The following is a 15,988-nucleotide window of genomic DNA, read 5'->3' on the forward strand; positions in this document are numbered from 1 at the left end:
GCTCGCCGACGCTGGCCTGGGTCGGACCCTCGATCAAGGCCGTTGGTGGCTGAGCCTGTTGGGCGATGGTGATCTGGTGGGTGTCATCGTCGCTGAGGCCGTTGGCGTCAGTGACTCTGAGCCGGATGGTGTAGGTGCCCGGCTGGCTGAAGCTGGTTGTCACACTGACATCGGCAGTGGATGCAGCTGAGGCTGATCGGGTGCCCAGGTCCCAGGCGTAGCTGACGATGGGGCTGCTGCCCGGTGTAGAACGGCTGGTGAAGGTCACCGGCTCGCCGACGCTGGCCTGGGTCGGACCCTCGATCCTGGCCGTGGGTGGAGTCTGTTGAGGTCGCTGGCTGATCGTAATTTGATGGGTATCGGTATCTCTGAGGCCGTTGGCATCGGTAACTGTCAAACTGACCGTGTAGGTGCCTGGTTGGCTGTAGCTGGTCGTGACGCTGACGTTCGACTGGGCGTAGGAACTTGACCGGCCAGTCAGATCCCAGTGGTAGCTAACGATGGGGCTGCTGCCCGGTGTAGAACGGCTGGTGAAGGTCACCGGCTCGCCTACGTAAGCCTGGGTTGGGCCTTCGATCAAGGCCGTGGGTGGCTGAGCCTGTTGGGCGATGGTGATCTGGTGGGTGTCATCGTCGCTGAGGCCGTTGGCGTCAGTGACCGAGAGCCGGATGGTGTAGGTGCCCGGCTGGCTGAAACTGGTCGTCACACTGACATCGGCAGTGGATGCAGCTGAGGCTGATCGGGTACCCAGGTCCCAGGCGTAGCTGACGATGGGGCTGCTGCCCGGTGTAGAACGACTGACGAAGGTGACCTGTTGATTTACGAAAGCCTGGGAGGGACCTTCTATCCTTGCCGTCGGTGGATATTGTGGCGGTCGCTGGCTGATCGTAATTTGATGGGTGTCGGTGTCGCTGTAGCCGTTGGCGTCGGTTACTTTCAGACTGACGGTGTAGGTGCCGGGCCGGTTGAAGACCGTCGTCAAGCTGGAATATCCCGTCGAGTAGGGGGCAACCGAGCGGGTGCTCAGGCCCCATTGGTAGCTGACGATCGGGCTGCTGCCTGGCTGGGAGCGACTGACGAAGGTGACCTGATCGCCCACATAGGCCTGGGTTGGACCCTCAATGACTGCATTTGGCGGCGCGTCCTGTGGGTAGATGACAATCTGGTGGCTTGTGGAGTTGCTGAGTCCATTGGTATCGGTGACGGTCAACCGGACAGAATAACTGCCAGGATTGCTGTAGACTACGGAAGCGCTGCTGCTCGACTGGGCATGGGTCGAGGCCTGGCCACTCAGGTCCCATTGGTAGATAGCAATAGGGCTGCTGCCCGGTTGTGAACGGCTGACAAAGGTGACCGTTTCCCCGACATAGGCGTAGGTAGGTCCTTCGATGATCGCCGTTGGAGGGATCTCGGAGGAAGGTGGAGGAAGGATGATGATCCACCGCGTCGTCGTATTGCTCAGGCCATTGGCGTCTGTTACCGTTAGCGAGACGTCATACCATCCGGGTGTACTGTACACGGTCGCGACACTGGCGTTGTTCTCCCCGTAGGACTGCGCAGGAGTAGCCAGGTCCCACTGATAGCTTACGATGGGACTGCTGCCCGGCGTGGATCTGCTGATATAGGTTACAAGCTGGCCTGAGAAGGCATGGGTCGGGCTCTGGATGATGGCTGTCGGCGGCACCTCAGCCTCGATGATCTGGATTGTCTTTCCGGAGGTACCAGTGAAACCGGCTGAATCGACGACTGTCAGGTTTGCCAGGAATGTGCCAACAAACTGATAGGCGTGTGACACCTGGGCGCCATTGCCCCGGAAGCCGTCGCCGAACTGCCAGAAATAGAGCGAGATCGGGTACCGGGAGCGAGATCGGCTGCCGTCGAACAGGACGAGCTCCCCGCGGTTTGCCTTGCCGGGCGCGTCAATGATTGCCACGGGAGACGTCGGTTTGGGCGGAGGATCCTTTGAGAACACCAGGAGTCCCCCATCGGTTGGCATGATAAGCAGGTCATCCTGGAGGAAAAAGGAGCTTGCGGTTCCAAGCGCGCTGAGGTAAGCGGTTTCCTGTTCCATGATGCCGTCGGGTGACCCGCACATCTTCAGTGTGATACCACCCGGAATGACCCAGAATCCTGGCTCAATGGCGGCTTGGTAGTCGTTGCAGCCGGCTGAACCGTTGACAGTACCCTGGATTCTATTATCTTCGATGGTGAATTCGGCGGTGATCTGCGTTTCGGGCAGCAGGGGTTTATCGACAAGTGTGACCAGATACCAGAAGGTGCTATCCAACGGCGAAAGATCGATCCTGCCGCCTTCGGGCAAGGGTGTACCGGCGAAGGTCATCACCTGGTGGCGATCATCGAAGAATATCTCCAACTCATCACCGAGTATTCGGTAGCTCGTGGCATCGTTCAGCCCCAGGAAGTATTGCTGCTCCCTTTCCCGAATGGCATCGCCACAGTCATTCTGTTGCTTTCGGGGCAGGTTGATCTTTATCCTGGTAAGCGATGCGATGTAGTCGGAACCGTATTCGTTGCATCCGCTGGATCCTGTCATCAGGCCGGATGGGGAATCATCGGGTGATGGGGTGAATATCGCCGTGAAATGGGTTTCGGGAATCGGGTACTGTGTCCCGTCAACTGCTCCGATGGAAACGAGTTCCCAAAGCGTGCCTTCCAGTGGCATCCGTTGGGATGTGTAAACAAGCGAACCGCGGCTGGTCGTGATTTCAAGGCGGTCGCCCATGATATCGTAGGTCTTGGCCGCCTGAAGGTCTCGCAGGTAGACCGACTCCAGCTCTTCCAGTTGGGGGCAAACTGCGCTACCGGCCGAAATAGGACCGACGGTCATGCCATTCCCTTCGGCCTCATACCATGCGGAAAAGGAGTTACATCCGGTCCAACCGGTCACCTGTCCATAGGAGTCCAGAAGCCAGGGCTGGAAAAGGGCTGTGATACGAACCTCAGCCGGGATCATTCTACCGTTAAGTGATTCCAGCACCCACTCGATGTCCTGGAGGGGGTATTGGGTCGACGAAAAGACCAGTTGTCCGTCGCCATCATCGTAGTTGATCTCCAGGCTTTCCCCGAAGGTAAGGTAGGTCTCTGCATCGGTCAGGGCTTCCAGGAACAGGGATTCCTGTTCCATGCCAACGGGACATGCCTTCCGCGTTGTGGCCGCGGCCGAGACAAAGATGCGCTGTTCATCCACGCGATACTCTGCCGAATAATCGTTGCACCCGGCCGAGCCGGTGACGGTGCCACCGTCAATCTTTTCTGGAATGAATACTGCAGTAATCGTGGTGCCCGCCTCAACACCCTGCGGGGCATTGGGATCGCCCATGCTTTTCAGTATCCACTCGGTTCCTTCCAGGGGCTGCTGGCCCTGCTTGAAGAGCAGGACCTCTTCGAAGGGCGCCTCTGAATCGTAGGTGATCTCCAGGCCACCATCGTCGCCGATCTGATAGGCCTCGGACTGGGGCAACGCTGAAAAGAACAGTTGCTCCTGTTCCATGCCGGTCGGACAGAGTTTTTTGGTAGCGCCCACACCTTCGACGACGAGACTGTAGCCATCAGAATAATAGCTCGCCGTGTAGTTGTTGCAGCCGCCTGTGCCCGAAAGTGATCCATCGGCGTTGAAAACGGCGGTGACGACGGAACCTGCTTCGACGACCCGCGGATTGAGTGCGTCGCCATAGGCTACCAGCACCCAAAGGGTATCGGTGAGGGACACGGAATCATCGGTGTTCTCTGCGTATGCCGGCTGGGGCGCCACACCAACCAGCGCTGTCAGTGCCAGGAGAACAGCCAGCAGTAATGTTAGCCCTCCCTGGGTAAGAGTAGTTGTTCTGTAAGTCTTTCTTCTCATCTTCTTGTTCCTCCAAATATTCGCTCACAACGCCGGAAAGATTCCCGGCAGTGTTGATGCGGTCGACAAATGCAACGGGGTAACGGTTTAGCACGGCATTGGGCATGCCAGCACAGGGAGCACGGTTGGCCCACTATGTTGCATGCGGGCCATGTCGGAAAGGTTCACTGCCACGCGGCCCGATTCACCCCAAAAAGGGCAAGTCCTGCTGAAAGAGAAGACGTCAGGAACGGCGACAGGTTGCGCATGATTTGCAGCAACTGGTGGAACGAGGTCTTGCGTGGGTCACCCGAGGGGAATCCTCGTGAGACAAGCCCTGTAACCCGGCGTGGTGGGATGTGGTGGGATTGCCACCTATACGGCTTGTTGAAATAGGATGACATCCCTGTCGACAACTTCGATGGTGGCATGCCACTTTTCTGCCAGCCATTGCAGTGTGTCGAGAGAAAAGAAGGATATATGGGTCAGGTCGCGAATATAGTGCCAACTGGCAAAAGCCTCGCGATCGATGACGAGCTTGGTCATGATGCCCAGGGTGCCACCTGGACGCACACACTGCCATAACTGCTCCAGCACTTCGCCCGGATGGCTCAGGTGTTCGACAACCTCGCTGGCCGTAATGAAATCATAGTGTTGCTGAAGGAGTCGAGGGTCGTCGGCGAAGAAGGGATCGTAGGTCGAAACCAAATGCCCGGCCTCTTCGAACATGAGCGGGAGGGCAGGACCAGGGCCGGAGCCAAAATCGAGGCCATGACTTCCTGCCGGCAAACGCTCCTGCATTGGCAGGAACAACCTGGATAGGAATCGGCGATATCCGGGGTCATCCGGCGAATTCTCATGCAGGTTATACTGCGCTTTTTCCTTCTCGGCTGACAGATGGAAGGCGGGTGGCACGAACACCAGGCTGCAGGTGTTGCAGCGATAATAGGGCCGCCACCTGTCATTGTGGTACAGTTCGGCGCTGTCACTACTGCATAAGGGGCAGGTTCTGGCGAAAACGACATCAGCGACGAGCTTGAGCCGCTCTTCCGGGATCTTGAGCAGATCCCACGATAATACCAAACCGTCAGCCCCTGCATCCAGAAATGCATCCAGGTCGGTCTGGATCTGCTGGTTATTCAAGTCTGCAATACCCGGGGCATCGAGCAATTCTATGCCTGCGTACGCTGTACGCACTCCCAATCGGTGGGCGCGACGGATTTCCTTGGCCAGACTTTGCGGAGGAAGGCCCCGATCCCTAAACGTTTCGATGGTCGCCGGCAGGTCAAGTGCCGTTTCTTCGGCAAGCCAGGCCAGCGCCTCTTGTTCACTGGTATCGCCGTTGTCAACCAGGCAATTGGCCAGGTTGATAAGCTCGAAAGGGATCCCGGCCGGCCCCATGGCATGTCCGTAGGTCATCAACTTCACCCATCCGTTCGACCTTCCAAGCACTGAAAGGTCTTGACCGACCATCGGCGCGAGGCACGGTGAAAAACAATCCAACCCAATCGAAAATCCTGCCTGGCGGGCCTGGCTCGCGGCTGATTCGATAAACCGCGAGATAACCCGACTTCGAAACAGCATGAATCGCTGCACTGCTGTCGCTCGTTCATCCTGTGAATCGGAAGGCGTGCAATCTAACAGCAATCGCAACAGCCGTCGTCGCCCCTCCTTCGAGGAGAGCAGGGACCGAGTCGCTGATCTTACTTCGCCAAGATGCAATCCTTCGACTGCTGCGGTTCGCTGGCAGCCTTGGCAGAAGCAGGCCAGGTATCGGCCGGGATCTTCCGCCGGCGAGGGGAAGCGAATGCGGTCGAGAAAGAGGCCGTCGAAGGGGCCGCGTGCCAGCGCTCGACCCAGGTTTTCGAGCATGGCATCGGCAGTGTCAGTTCGATTGGGACAGAGAAAGGTGAATTCCGGCAGGTTGCGGTATCCAGGCACCGGCTCGCCAGCCAGGCCTATCGTTCGCCATTCTTTTTTGATGGGAAAGTTCGCACTGCCCGTCAAGAGTGGATGCCACAGATAGAGGCGCGTGCCCGTTCTGGCAGACTCCTCGGCACAGGCGTTGATCAGGGAATCTGGCAGATCCCACCCGATGATCAATATGTCGATGGGCAGGCAGTTCAGTGCTTGGCGCAGAATCCTGCGGACGCTCGCCTCGGGCAGCGAGGATATGTCCGGCTCGTATTCGAGGAATTGCGTTGCGATAAATGGCACCAATTGCCTTCACTTCACGATCTGGCGTCCCATTAACTGACAGGCGTAACAGGTGGACGGCATCTGATTACGGCCGGTAGCGTTCCAGTCGTAGGATTAAGTCCAGCAGGGCGAATGCCGCGTCAACCAGCTTGCCACTGTCGACGATGTCCGGTACGTCATCAGCGGTATGGGCAATCTCTCGCCAGAGTGCGTCGAAATGATCGGAGGTCAGCGCCAGGGCCGGGCGCTGTTTCAGCAGGAAGAGGCTGTGATCGGACTGGTACCATTTATCGCCCTCGGCTATGCTGTCGAAACCGGCGAATGAGTCGTGAATATAGCGGGCCAGTTCCGGCGAACAGTCGTACAGCGAGTAGGCGGTCTTGCCCTCTCTGTAACCCACGCCGTCCAGGTTGATTCCGAGGTGAATCTGGTGGAATGTGCCGGAATTCCGGGCTAACCAGAGCTTCTCCCCGGGCGCCGAGTAGTAGTCCTCTCCATTCAATGCCACGATCTCAACGCCGAGGCTGCCTTTGTAACCTGCCAGCAACTCGGCAAGTAACAGAAGTATCACAACGCCGGTGCTGTTATCGATGGCACCGGGCGTGCCATCCTTGGCATCGATATGAGCAAAGATGACGACCCGACGGTCCCGTTCCGTACCTTTGGTGGCGACGACGTTTCTGCCGCGGGCGGGCGAACGGGCAGCCCGAATCTCGAGCGATACCTGTTCCCCCTTCAACTGTGCCAATCGATCCCCCGCTTTCGCCGTCATGTATACTGAGGGGATGTCGAAATCGCCATCCTCGATGAGCGGGAAGGGGGAGACGGCTCCAGCCAGGCCTGGATCCTGGGTGGTTGCCGCCGCGATCGCGACCGGATTCCCTGTTTCGAGGAGTTGAATGATCTCCTGGTGTCGTTCGGGATTGAAGAAGGGGAACTTCTTGGGCATCAACTGCTCTTTGGCGATATCTCCCCGCAGCAGCAGGATTTTGCCGGCGACGTCCGCAGCACGCATTTCATCAACGGTAGTGATCGATACGAGGGGAGCTTCAACACTGGCGCCCAGCGAGTAGGGGCTGACCAGGACATCGAACCTGGAATCGCCCGCGAACAGATCGGCGCCCTGCTCGAGCCAGTCGATGCAGGGAAAGGGTGGCGTTTTCGTCTCGAAGCCGAACGATTGCACCTTTTCGGCGAAGAATTCGGTAGCTGTCCGATTTCCTTCACTGCCAACACGCCTGCCCGGAATCTCGAGACAAAGTCGGTTCAGATAGTCGCCGGCTTTCTCTTCCACTGGAATTGCCGCCATCATTACTCCTGATTCGTTCCGCCTTCAAACTGGCACATTACCATGCATATGCCTCAGGTGCTTGACCTGGCCGCAGTGGCCGGCCCTTATTGATGCTGAAAATCTCGTTCAGCTTCCTCATGGCCTCAGGGGCCAACGTCAACTCGGCCGCTCGTTCCATGTTATCCAAATGATCCGGGGTTCGGATTCCCACGATGGCCGATGTTACCGCTGGTTGTGCCAATGTCCACGCAATGGCGACCGCAGTTTCCTCTTCGCCAAGATCCCGGCAGAGCGCGGAGAATTTGGCCAGCTGTTGGTTGGTCTCCCCGATGTGGATCCCGTATTCTCGTTCGACTTGCCTGGTCCTGGAATCGTCTTGCGACTGCGTCTTGCCGGTCAATATGCCACCGGCCAGCGGCATGTAGGGAATGACACCGATTCCCAGATCAAGGGCCGCGGGAAGCACCTCTAACTCGGGATACCGGCATAGCAAGCTGTACATCGTCTGCTCGGAGATGAATCCCATGGAACCGCGTTGCAGGGCCTGCATCTGGTGTTTGGCCAGGCCCCACCCCGGGAAATTACTCGAACCCATGTAAAGCACCTTGCCATCATCGATCAATCGTTCGAAAGTTCCCCAGAATTCCTCCGCAGTTATTCGCCGGTCGATGTGGTGGACCTGATAGAGATCAATGTGATCGGTCTGCAGACGCCTGAGGGAGGACTCCAGGTGTTTGCGGACCCTGTAGGCTGAAATCCCCCGTTCTTCGTTGGGAAGGGATTCGTCGACCATTTGACCGTATACCTTGGTGGCCAGGACCACCCGGTCGCGGTTTTCCGGGCGTTGCTGGAACCATTTGCCGATGATCGTCTCCGAGCCACCGCGATTCTCACTGCCGCCGTAGACGTTGGCGGTGTCAAAGAAGTTGATTCCCAGTTCCAGTGCCCGGTCCATGATGCTGAGGGATTCCTCTTCGGAAGTGCGCTGGCCAAAATGCATGGTGCCCAGGCATATTCGACTGACCATCATGGTGGATTTTCCAAGTCTGGCGTATTTCATCGTGGTTCTCCTCGTGTACTATGTCGTGGCAATGACAAACCTGTTGTCACCGCGTCATCGCATTTCCGCACTATCGCTGCTGAAGAATCATGCCCATGACCAGACTCTTCCTGTGTTCCTCGATCACATGGAAGCCCATATGTTCGTAAAACCCAATGGCATTCTCATTCTGTTTCCCGACTCCCAAATGAACAGCCGGCACCTTCAAAAGGCGGAGGCGGCTCAAGAATGTTTGTACCAGTTTCTGTCCCCAACCCTGGCCCTGGGCCAGCGGCAACAGGTCAATGTGCAGATGGGCGGGATAGGCGCCAAGCCCTTCTTCAACGCGATGGCCTCGGTGAATCAGGCTTACCATCTTGCCGTCAGCTGACTTGGCTTCAGCTCTGTAATCAGACAACGGGTAACGTTCCCTTAACACTGGGAACCAATCACGCTCGCAGCGTTCGTGAAAGAGCTTTGAATCACGGGTGCCGATCATATAACCACATGGTTTTTCGGCATGAGTCAGGACAAAGGCCAGATCGGGTTCCTGAACTACATACGGTCCGACGAACAAGTGCCCAAGTATGTCTGGATCCCGGTAGAGATGGCTGGCATCCTTACCATTGGTGCCCACTTGCATGCAGATTCGATAGAGCGTGCTTAGATCGGAGGGATGGTACGGCCGGATCCTGAAACTCATGACGCGCTGAAGGTCTTTGGCGCCCGATCGATAGCGACCGGCGCGGCATCGCTCGCCAGGCCAAATGTATTCTCGACGACTTCAGGAAACAGACTATAGACCGATCGCCCGATCACCGTCTCCGTCTGCGCCTTGATCTCAAATGTGGCTTTCCACTTGGCCACTGTGTGGTCGTTAATCCCATGCCGAAGCGCGACATCCATCATGCGCTTCTCCATCAGGCAAACCCCCGATGCCATTGCCAAAGCATCACAGAGTTGGATCAATCGGTCATAGTTATCAAAGACGGCCTCACACAAAAATCTGTCGACGAAGGTCAGTTCATCCCGGCTGCAATCCCAGACCCCGAAAAATGTTCTGATATCCCGATTTGGAAAGGGATGGGTGAGGCAGACGTTGGCAGCGTCTTGATAGCCCAGGTTCGCCAGGAAGTTGTACCCGTCCAACAGGTGGCGCATGCCTGTAACGCCCTCACGCCGGCCGATGTCATGTAACAGGCCAAGAACAAAGGCGGCTTCCAGGTCGAGCAGGGGGTGAGGTGTGGCAATCGCTTCGGCGGCGCGCGCCACGTGCTTTGAATGTTCAACCCAGGGACCCGGGTTTAGAAGCGCCGCTTCTTCCAGAAGTGTTTCGGCCTCGTCTCGTGTGGGGGTTTGCATGGCAATGGGTTCCGCGGATTGGGATGTTTCAACAGCCTGAGATTGAATCTACTTCAACTTGAGACAAATTGCAACTGAGCGAGTTTCGCCCATTTCCACAAGGAGAAACCAGTGAAAACCTTCGGCCTGAATGACGATGTGAAACCTGAATACGTCGAGGAGTTTACGAAATATTCGTTACAGGTGCTTGAGGCGATGCAGGGCTTCGATGGGCACATTACGTTAACGCAGCGAAGAGGCCAGGTCAGTAGCAACTTCCAACAGGTTATCTATGAACCTCATGTTCTCACCTGAGAGGACGATATTCCGGACCCTGCATTTTGTCTGAATAGAGAGGCCGCGCTGCTGCAGGAAGTATTTTGCTGCTGCAGGATAATTCACCGATGTGACACTTTCCATCAGTGTCAACATCCGCTGCAGGTAGCGTGCTTGTTCTGGTTTATCGCGGAAGGCGGAACAGAGCCAGGCAAACAGTTCCGGGTAGAAATTGGCCGAAATGGGCGACACTCCGGCAGCGCCGCCCTGCAATGCCGCCAGCGCGGTCGGTGTGTTTGCGCTATACAGTCCCAGACGACTTCCCTGGACCGCATCAATCTTTCCCTGGGTAAGGTCAGGATCGGAAGAAATGGATTTCAGATAGAGGAAACGTCCGGTGGCGGCAAGCTGTCTTGACGTCTCAGGCGGGATCAAACGTTCATGGGGCACCGGGCATTCATACAGGCCCAATGGCAGCGGATCGGTCAAAACCAGGAGGTGCTCAAGCCGATCGAGGATCAGCGTTTCGTTCTCGTCAGGAGCGACCAACTGGTTCGGGATTGCGACGACTGCTTCAACACCGGTGTCAGCCATCTGTTTGACGAAAGCTGCCTGGTTTGCCAGCTTACCGCCGAAGGTACCCGTCGCAACCACAGGCACGCGCCCGTTGCTGCGTCCGACAACGTGTTGAACCAGCGAAAGACGTTCCTCGGGCGTCAGTTCATACATTTCACTGGAAAGACAGCAGGCGAAAAGCCCCGCTGCCCCGGAGGCAATGTACCAATCAGTCAGTTCGTCGACGCTATGCCAATCTATTGAGCCGTCGCTGTTGAATCCGGTTAGCATCACCGGCCACAATCCGCCCGGTAGAGTCTTGTTCATAGTGTGCTGCCAGGCCTTTCCGCACTGTGTGTACTTCGCTGGTCAAGTCTCGGAGATTAGAACTTCGCTGCGATTCGTTGAAGAGCTTCCCGAAGAATGCTGCGGGGGCTGGGGACACAAATTCTCTGGAATCCCTGCCCTTCGGGACCATATCTCTCGCCATCCTGCAGCACTACATTGGCCTTGTTGTAGATCCTGTCATGGATTTCGGCCGCACTTAACCCATATCCCCGAAAGTCAAGCCAGGCGAAATAAGTCCCCTCAGGTATCCAGTATCTGACGCCGGGCATGTTCTCTTCGATAAATCGAGCCAAAAAAGCCAGGTTATCATCGACGTAGCCGTTTACCTGGGCCAGCCATTCTTCGCCATGGTCATAGGCGGCGATGAGCGCCGTGATGGCAAAAGGTGTCGGCGATTTTCTGCCCAACGCGGCACTGAACTGCTCTCGCATCTCTTTGTTATCGATGATGATGTTGGAGCAGTGCAGTCCGGCCGTGTTGAAGGTCTTGTTGATGGCCGTGCAGGAGATCAGCCGGTCATCCTCGACAAGGGTATGAATTGGATGGTGGGTCTTATCCTTGCGGATCAAGTCACCGTGGATTTCGTCAGACACGAAAACGACATCGTTGGCCAGGCAAATTTCCGCCATCCTGATCAACTCATCGGGCCGCCAAACCCGGCCGACGGGATTATGAGGGCTGCAGAGGAGAAACAGGGTGTTTTGTGAATATCTGGCTTTTTCTGCAAGGTCGTCAAAATCAATTGTGTAATAACCGTCGTCGTTGACGAGTGAATTGTTTACCACGCTTCGCCGGTTCGCCTCGATTCTGTTCGTGAATGGACCGTATACCGGGCGCTGAATGATGACACCATCACCTTCCGCGGTAAACGCTCGAATCAGTGCATCGATGGCTTGCACGGTTCCCGGGCTGTAAACAATGGAATCTGCAGTGATCTCCCAGTGGTGTCTGCGTTTGAACCAACCCTGTATGGCATCGACGTAATCTGGCGAGGTGAGGTAGGAAGTGTAACCGAATATCCTTTGCTCGACCCTGGCATGCAGCGCTTCCAGCAGCGGTTGCGGGCATTGGAAATCCATATCCGCCAAAAAGAGGGCAATGGTATCCTGGTCGAATCGTTCTATCACTCCCTTACGAATGAGATACTTGCCCGATTCCCACTTGACCGAGTTGGTGCCGGCCCGACTTATGATTTCGTCAAGATCGTACTTCAATGCCATGGCCTGATTTTAATCCCCTTTGGGTTCGTAGACCCTTCTTCCTTCTTGAGTGAACTGCACGATTTCGGCGGTGGTGATGCCCACTCATTTCGCCACCTCCGTGACTCTTACCCTTATTTTTTTGGCCGCTCTCACCAGGTTCCGATAACCTGTGGCGGGTTGCTTGATACTTCCAGCAGCTGCGCGACTGCAGCGCGGATTCTGGCTATGTTCGGCAAGGTTCTATCTTCAAGGTGCCGGGCATAAGGGATGGTTGTTCGGGTGCAGACGCGACCGTACTTGAACGGGATTCCCGCCTCCAGCACGACCGCTGCCAGCTCGCCGGAAAGGGCAAAGCCTTCGTAATCTTCATCTACCACCAGAAGATGGCCTGTTGAGGCGACTGATTTGAAGAGAGCCGCTTCATCGAGCGGGCAGACAGTTCGCAGGTCCAGCACTTCGGCTGAAATCCCTTCAGCCGCCAGGCCCTCGGCAGCTTCCAGGGCCCGGTGCACACCCACGCCGACGCCGGCCAGCGTGATGTCATGTCCGCTGCGTCGAACAACAGCTTTGCCAATGGGTGTCGGTTGCCACTTTGAGGGTACCGGACCGCGCGCGCCGTCCGCAGGAACGTCGTAGTGTACCGTACTTCGGCCGCCCGAACCAAGAAACTCCAGCCAGGACTCCGAAAGCAGCTTGTGTTCGAGGAAGATGACCGGTCCATCAACCCTGAGAGCCGCCAGCATCAGACCACCCGCGTCGGCTGGCGTCGAAGGAACGACCACGGTCAGTCCGGGGATGTGGGCCAGCCACCCCCACAAGGACTGTCCGTGCTGTCCACCATCGCCATAGCCACCGCCGCAGGGAGCACGCACAACAAGGGGCGCCCGCCATTTGCCACCCGAAAACCTCTCGAGTTTGGCTGCGTGATTGAGCAGCGCATCCATGGCTACAGCGAGGAAGTCCACCATGTACACCTCGACCACCGGGTGCAACCCTGCCATCGCAGCGGCGATTCCTGCTCCCAGGAACGCGCTCTCGCTGATCGGGGCGTTCAGTAGACGATTCGGACCAAAGCGTACCAGAAGATTGCGCCGGATCAGGCGGATGTCCTCACCGATCAGAACGATGCTGGGGTCTTCGGCCATTGCCTGTCCGAGGGCATCATCGACGGCCTCAGTAAACCACATGTTTTTCATTGCTCGCATTCCTGCAAGGCGGACGACAGGATCAAAGCGATTTTCTTTTCGGCCTCGTTTTCCAAGGATTGCAGGCGCGTGGGATCTGACTGCAAAGCGGCCCGGGAGCGGACCACCGGATCGTTGGCAGAGCTCTGGCGTGGATCTCGCAAGGTCGCCAGGATGGCCGAGATGACCAGTTTCAACCCGTCCAGGCGCTCACGCATGGGTGCTCCTCCGGAATGCAGGAACGACCGTGTCAGGGGGAGTGCCATCCCAGGGATTTCCCTATGGGGGGCGCGCCTCACTCGCAGAAGTTGATAGCCCAGGAAATGTCCCTCCAGATGGTCACAACGGGCATGCAGGAATCGCGGCCCCAGGCCGGAGCGGATCTGTTCGATGGCCTGGCCGGCGGCTTCGCAGACCTGGTCTACATCGCGGCCATCTGTTTCGACGGAAGGGATGCCAAAGGCGCGGGACCGCTCGCCCAGGTCACCACCGGTCATTTGGCTGGATCGGGTGGTGATGGCCCACTGGTCATCCTTGCAGACGAACAGCACAGGCAATTTCCAGGCCGAAGCCAGGTTCATGGCCTCCATCAACATGCCCTGATTCATGGCTGCTTCGCCGAAAAAAGCCAGGGCAATGGTGCCCGGCCGCAGGTATTGAGCTGCCAGCGCGAATCCTGCAGCGGTTGGGCCGGCTGCTCCAACAATGCCAGAGGAAGCCGCCAGATGCTTTTTTGAGAACAGGTGCATGTGTCCGCCCATTCCGCCACACAACCCTTTCGGACGGCCCAGCAGCTCGCGCAGGATCAGGACTGGGTCCACGCCGCGCATGATCAAGGGCGGTGTGCCGCGGTGGTCAAGGGCCATGGCATCTCCGTCGCGCAGATGAGCGACAACGCCTGCCACGATGCCTTCCTCGCCGGTCCCCAGGTGCATCTCGCCTGAAATCAAGCCGTCCTTCCAGAGTTGGGCGACAGCCTCCTCGAACAGACGGCTTTTCAGCATGGCCGCATAGAGCGGCCACACGTCACAGGACATGGCATTCTTTGCCGTAGTGGGTGCAAGCGCAGGCTTTTTCGTGGCGATGGTTTCCTCTAGATTCCCTCTTCGGCAATGTTTCTATCGATTTCGAGAAATTCAATCGGTGCGCCATTGTCTTCAATGAAGGCCACAATTACTCCGGGACTGGGGCTGTTTGGCTCGATCAAGACCTTTTTGTCTTTAATGGCTTCTTGGATGTTGCCTACCTCAAAAGCAACATGAGGCACTGTTTTTACCAACTCTGGATATGGCGCATCGTCTTCATATCTTGTCCATTCAACTCCGTATGGGCTTTTGCCGTAGCCGCTGACATACATTTTCAGATGCTCAAGGTGCTTTTCATCTCTGAGTTTGTCATGGGTCGGTATCCCTAAATGGTGATATTTCAAAACCATATTCCTTTTCAGCCCTCTCGGCTGGGATTACCGGCAACCGGGTTCAACGGCTGGGACGTTGCGGTCATTGTAGCTCCTGAGAGGGCAGATGTCAATGCAAAGACCCTATGTCGCGCTGGTAACGTGACCTGCGGGACACTTTGAGTCGACCTGAAATTTGTTCTTCCCAGACTCCGATGGAACAAGAGACTGAAGCTGTTGCCATGATGATGCTGGCAGTCCGGGTTGACGCCAGGGCGAGAAGAAGCCCAGATAATCGTAGGCGGGAGACCAAAGCAAAAGAGCCAACCGGAATTCGGCTGGCTCTTCTGGCGGTCCCGACGGGGCTCGAACCCGCGATCTCCGGCTTGACAGGCCGGTGTGTTCTCCATCTACACTACGGGACCCAGTGCTTGACTTCATTGTACACAAAGCGTACCATTCGTCAAATCATGGGATCGGGATTCGGGTGCTGCTAAAAAACCCTGTGAACGTTATGCTGAGCGGCACGATGAGCCAGCGATCACGTTCGGGCGGCGCAGCGAAGCACACTCATAAATGAATAAGTCGACATAACGCCGGTGGTTTCGATTTGCGCCGCGCGCCAGCTTGTGTTATACTGTTGTCACAATCAATCCGCTTGCGTTGATCCACTCAACCGACTGACCATGAACCGATAATGGGGGCGACAAACCAATCCGCTTAAGGCCATCTTTTGATCGCGTTATTGGATTCTGACGTTGGGGGCAATGCACACATTCAATCGAAGGGGGAACCGATGTATCAACAACTTACGATCGTTGGCAATCTGGGCAATGACCCGGAGTTGAAGCACCTGGCCGATGGCACGCCAGTGACTAACTTCAGCGTCGCTGTTGACCGGCGCTGGACCAACAAGAATGGCGACCCGGGGAAAGAAACTACCTGGTTCCGGGTTGGCGCCTGGCGCAAGCTGGCAGAGCCGTGCAACGAGTATCTCAAGAAAGGCCGGCGTGTCATGGTGGTCGGACGGGTGTCGACCCGCGCCTACCAGGCGGGCGATGGCGAGCCGCGGGCTGTCATGGAGATCGCAGCGAACACGGTCAAGTTCCTGGACGGCGTGCCCGTGGCCGAAGATGCGGCTCCTGACGCGGAGGGAGAGGAGGCGCCCTTCTAGACAACACTGTTTGGCTGAAGGAACCTGAGCAGACCGCCCGGCATGGACGAGCCGGGCGGTTGTTTGATTTGGGTGTGTTCAAAACGGGTTGGGCCGATCCCTGCGGTCACGCTGGTGGGCAGAGGGCGGGGAGACCCCG

12 protein-coding genes and 1 tRNA gene are annotated in these 15,988 nt (G+C 57.0%); 1 reads left to right on the forward strand and 12 read right to left on the reverse strand.

Going from position 1 to position 15,988, the window contains the following annotated elements:
• From U9R25_00865 to U9R25_00920, 12 genes are all read right to left on the reverse strand, one after another.
• Window positions 1-3,865: PKD domain-containing protein (locus U9R25_00865; GenBank protein MEA3334432.1), on the reverse strand; the 3,865-nt coding region annotated here is incomplete at its 3' end.
• A gap of 354 nt (window positions 3,866-4,219) precedes the next feature.
• A complete protein-coding gene (locus U9R25_00870; protein MEA3334433.1) occupies window positions 4,220-6,061 on the reverse strand; it encodes a class I SAM-dependent methyltransferase in 1,842 nt (613 codons plus the stop codon).
• 67 nt (window positions 6,062-6,128) lie between these two features.
• Entirely contained in the window at window positions 6,129-7,352 is a 1,224-nt protein-coding gene (locus tag U9R25_00875) for a M28 family peptidase (GenBank protein ID MEA3334434.1), read from the reverse strand.
• Between the two features lie 37 nt (window positions 7,353-7,389).
• Window positions 7,390-8,394: an aldo/keto reductase gene (locus U9R25_00880; protein MEA3334435.1), complete on the reverse strand. Its 1,005-nt coding sequence runs from the start codon at window positions 8,392-8,394 to the stop codon at window positions 7,390-7,392.
• A gap of 70 nt (window positions 8,395-8,464) precedes the next feature.
• Complete coding sequence (locus U9R25_00885; GenBank protein ID MEA3334436.1) at window positions 8,465-9,076, reverse strand: GNAT family N-acetyltransferase; 612 nt, start codon at window positions 9,074-9,076, stop codon at window positions 8,465-8,467.
• Window positions 9,073-9,735, reverse strand: a complete 663-nt coding sequence (locus U9R25_00890; GenBank protein MEA3334437.1) for an HD domain-containing protein — start codon at window positions 9,733-9,735, stop codon at window positions 9,073-9,075. Before U9R25_00890 ends, U9R25_00885 begins: the two co-directional genes overlap by 4 nt.
• Window positions 9,736-9,957: 222 nt before the next feature.
• Window positions 9,958-10,872 (reverse strand): dihydrodipicolinate synthase family protein, encoded by a 915-nt coding sequence (locus tag U9R25_00895; protein ID MEA3334438.1) that lies wholly within the window; start codon window positions 10,870-10,872, stop codon window positions 9,958-9,960.
• Window positions 10,873-10,928: 56 nt separating this feature from the next.
• Window positions 10,929-12,113, reverse strand: coding sequence for a MalY/PatB family protein (locus U9R25_00900; GenBank protein ID MEA3334439.1), 1,185 nt, complete (start codon window positions 12,111-12,113; stop codon window positions 10,929-10,931).
• 131 nt (window positions 12,114-12,244) lie between these two features.
• Window positions 12,245-13,291: a transketolase C-terminal domain-containing protein gene (locus U9R25_00905; GenBank protein MEA3334440.1), complete on the reverse strand. Its 1,047-nt coding sequence runs from the start codon at window positions 13,289-13,291 to the stop codon at window positions 12,245-12,247.
• Window positions 13,288-14,316 (reverse strand): thiamine pyrophosphate-dependent dehydrogenase E1 component subunit alpha, encoded by a 1,029-nt coding sequence (locus U9R25_00910; GenBank protein MEA3334441.1) that lies wholly within the window; start codon window positions 14,314-14,316, stop codon window positions 13,288-13,290. Before U9R25_00910 ends, U9R25_00905 begins: the two co-directional genes overlap by 4 nt.
• A 56-nt stretch (window positions 14,317-14,372) precedes the next feature.
• Window positions 14,373-14,714, reverse strand: a complete 342-nt coding sequence (locus U9R25_00915; protein MEA3334442.1) for a hypothetical protein — start codon at window positions 14,712-14,714, stop codon at window positions 14,373-14,375.
• A gap of 309 nt (window positions 14,715-15,023) precedes the next feature.
• Window positions 15,024-15,100, reverse strand: a tRNA-Asp gene (locus U9R25_00920).
• Between the two features lie 371 nt (window positions 15,101-15,471).
• Between U9R25_00920 and ssb the strand changes: the two genes are divergently transcribed.
• Window positions 15,472-15,849: a single-stranded DNA-binding protein gene (gene ssb / locus U9R25_00925; protein ID MEA3334443.1), complete on the forward strand. Its 378-nt coding sequence runs from the start codon at window positions 15,472-15,474 to the stop codon at window positions 15,847-15,849.
• Window positions 15,850-15,988 lie beyond the last annotated feature (139 nt).

The sequence above is a fragment of the Chloroflexota bacterium genome (assembly GCA_034717495.1).
Classification (GTDB): Bacteria; Chloroflexota; Anaerolineae; order JAAEKA01; family JAAEKA01; genus JAYELL01.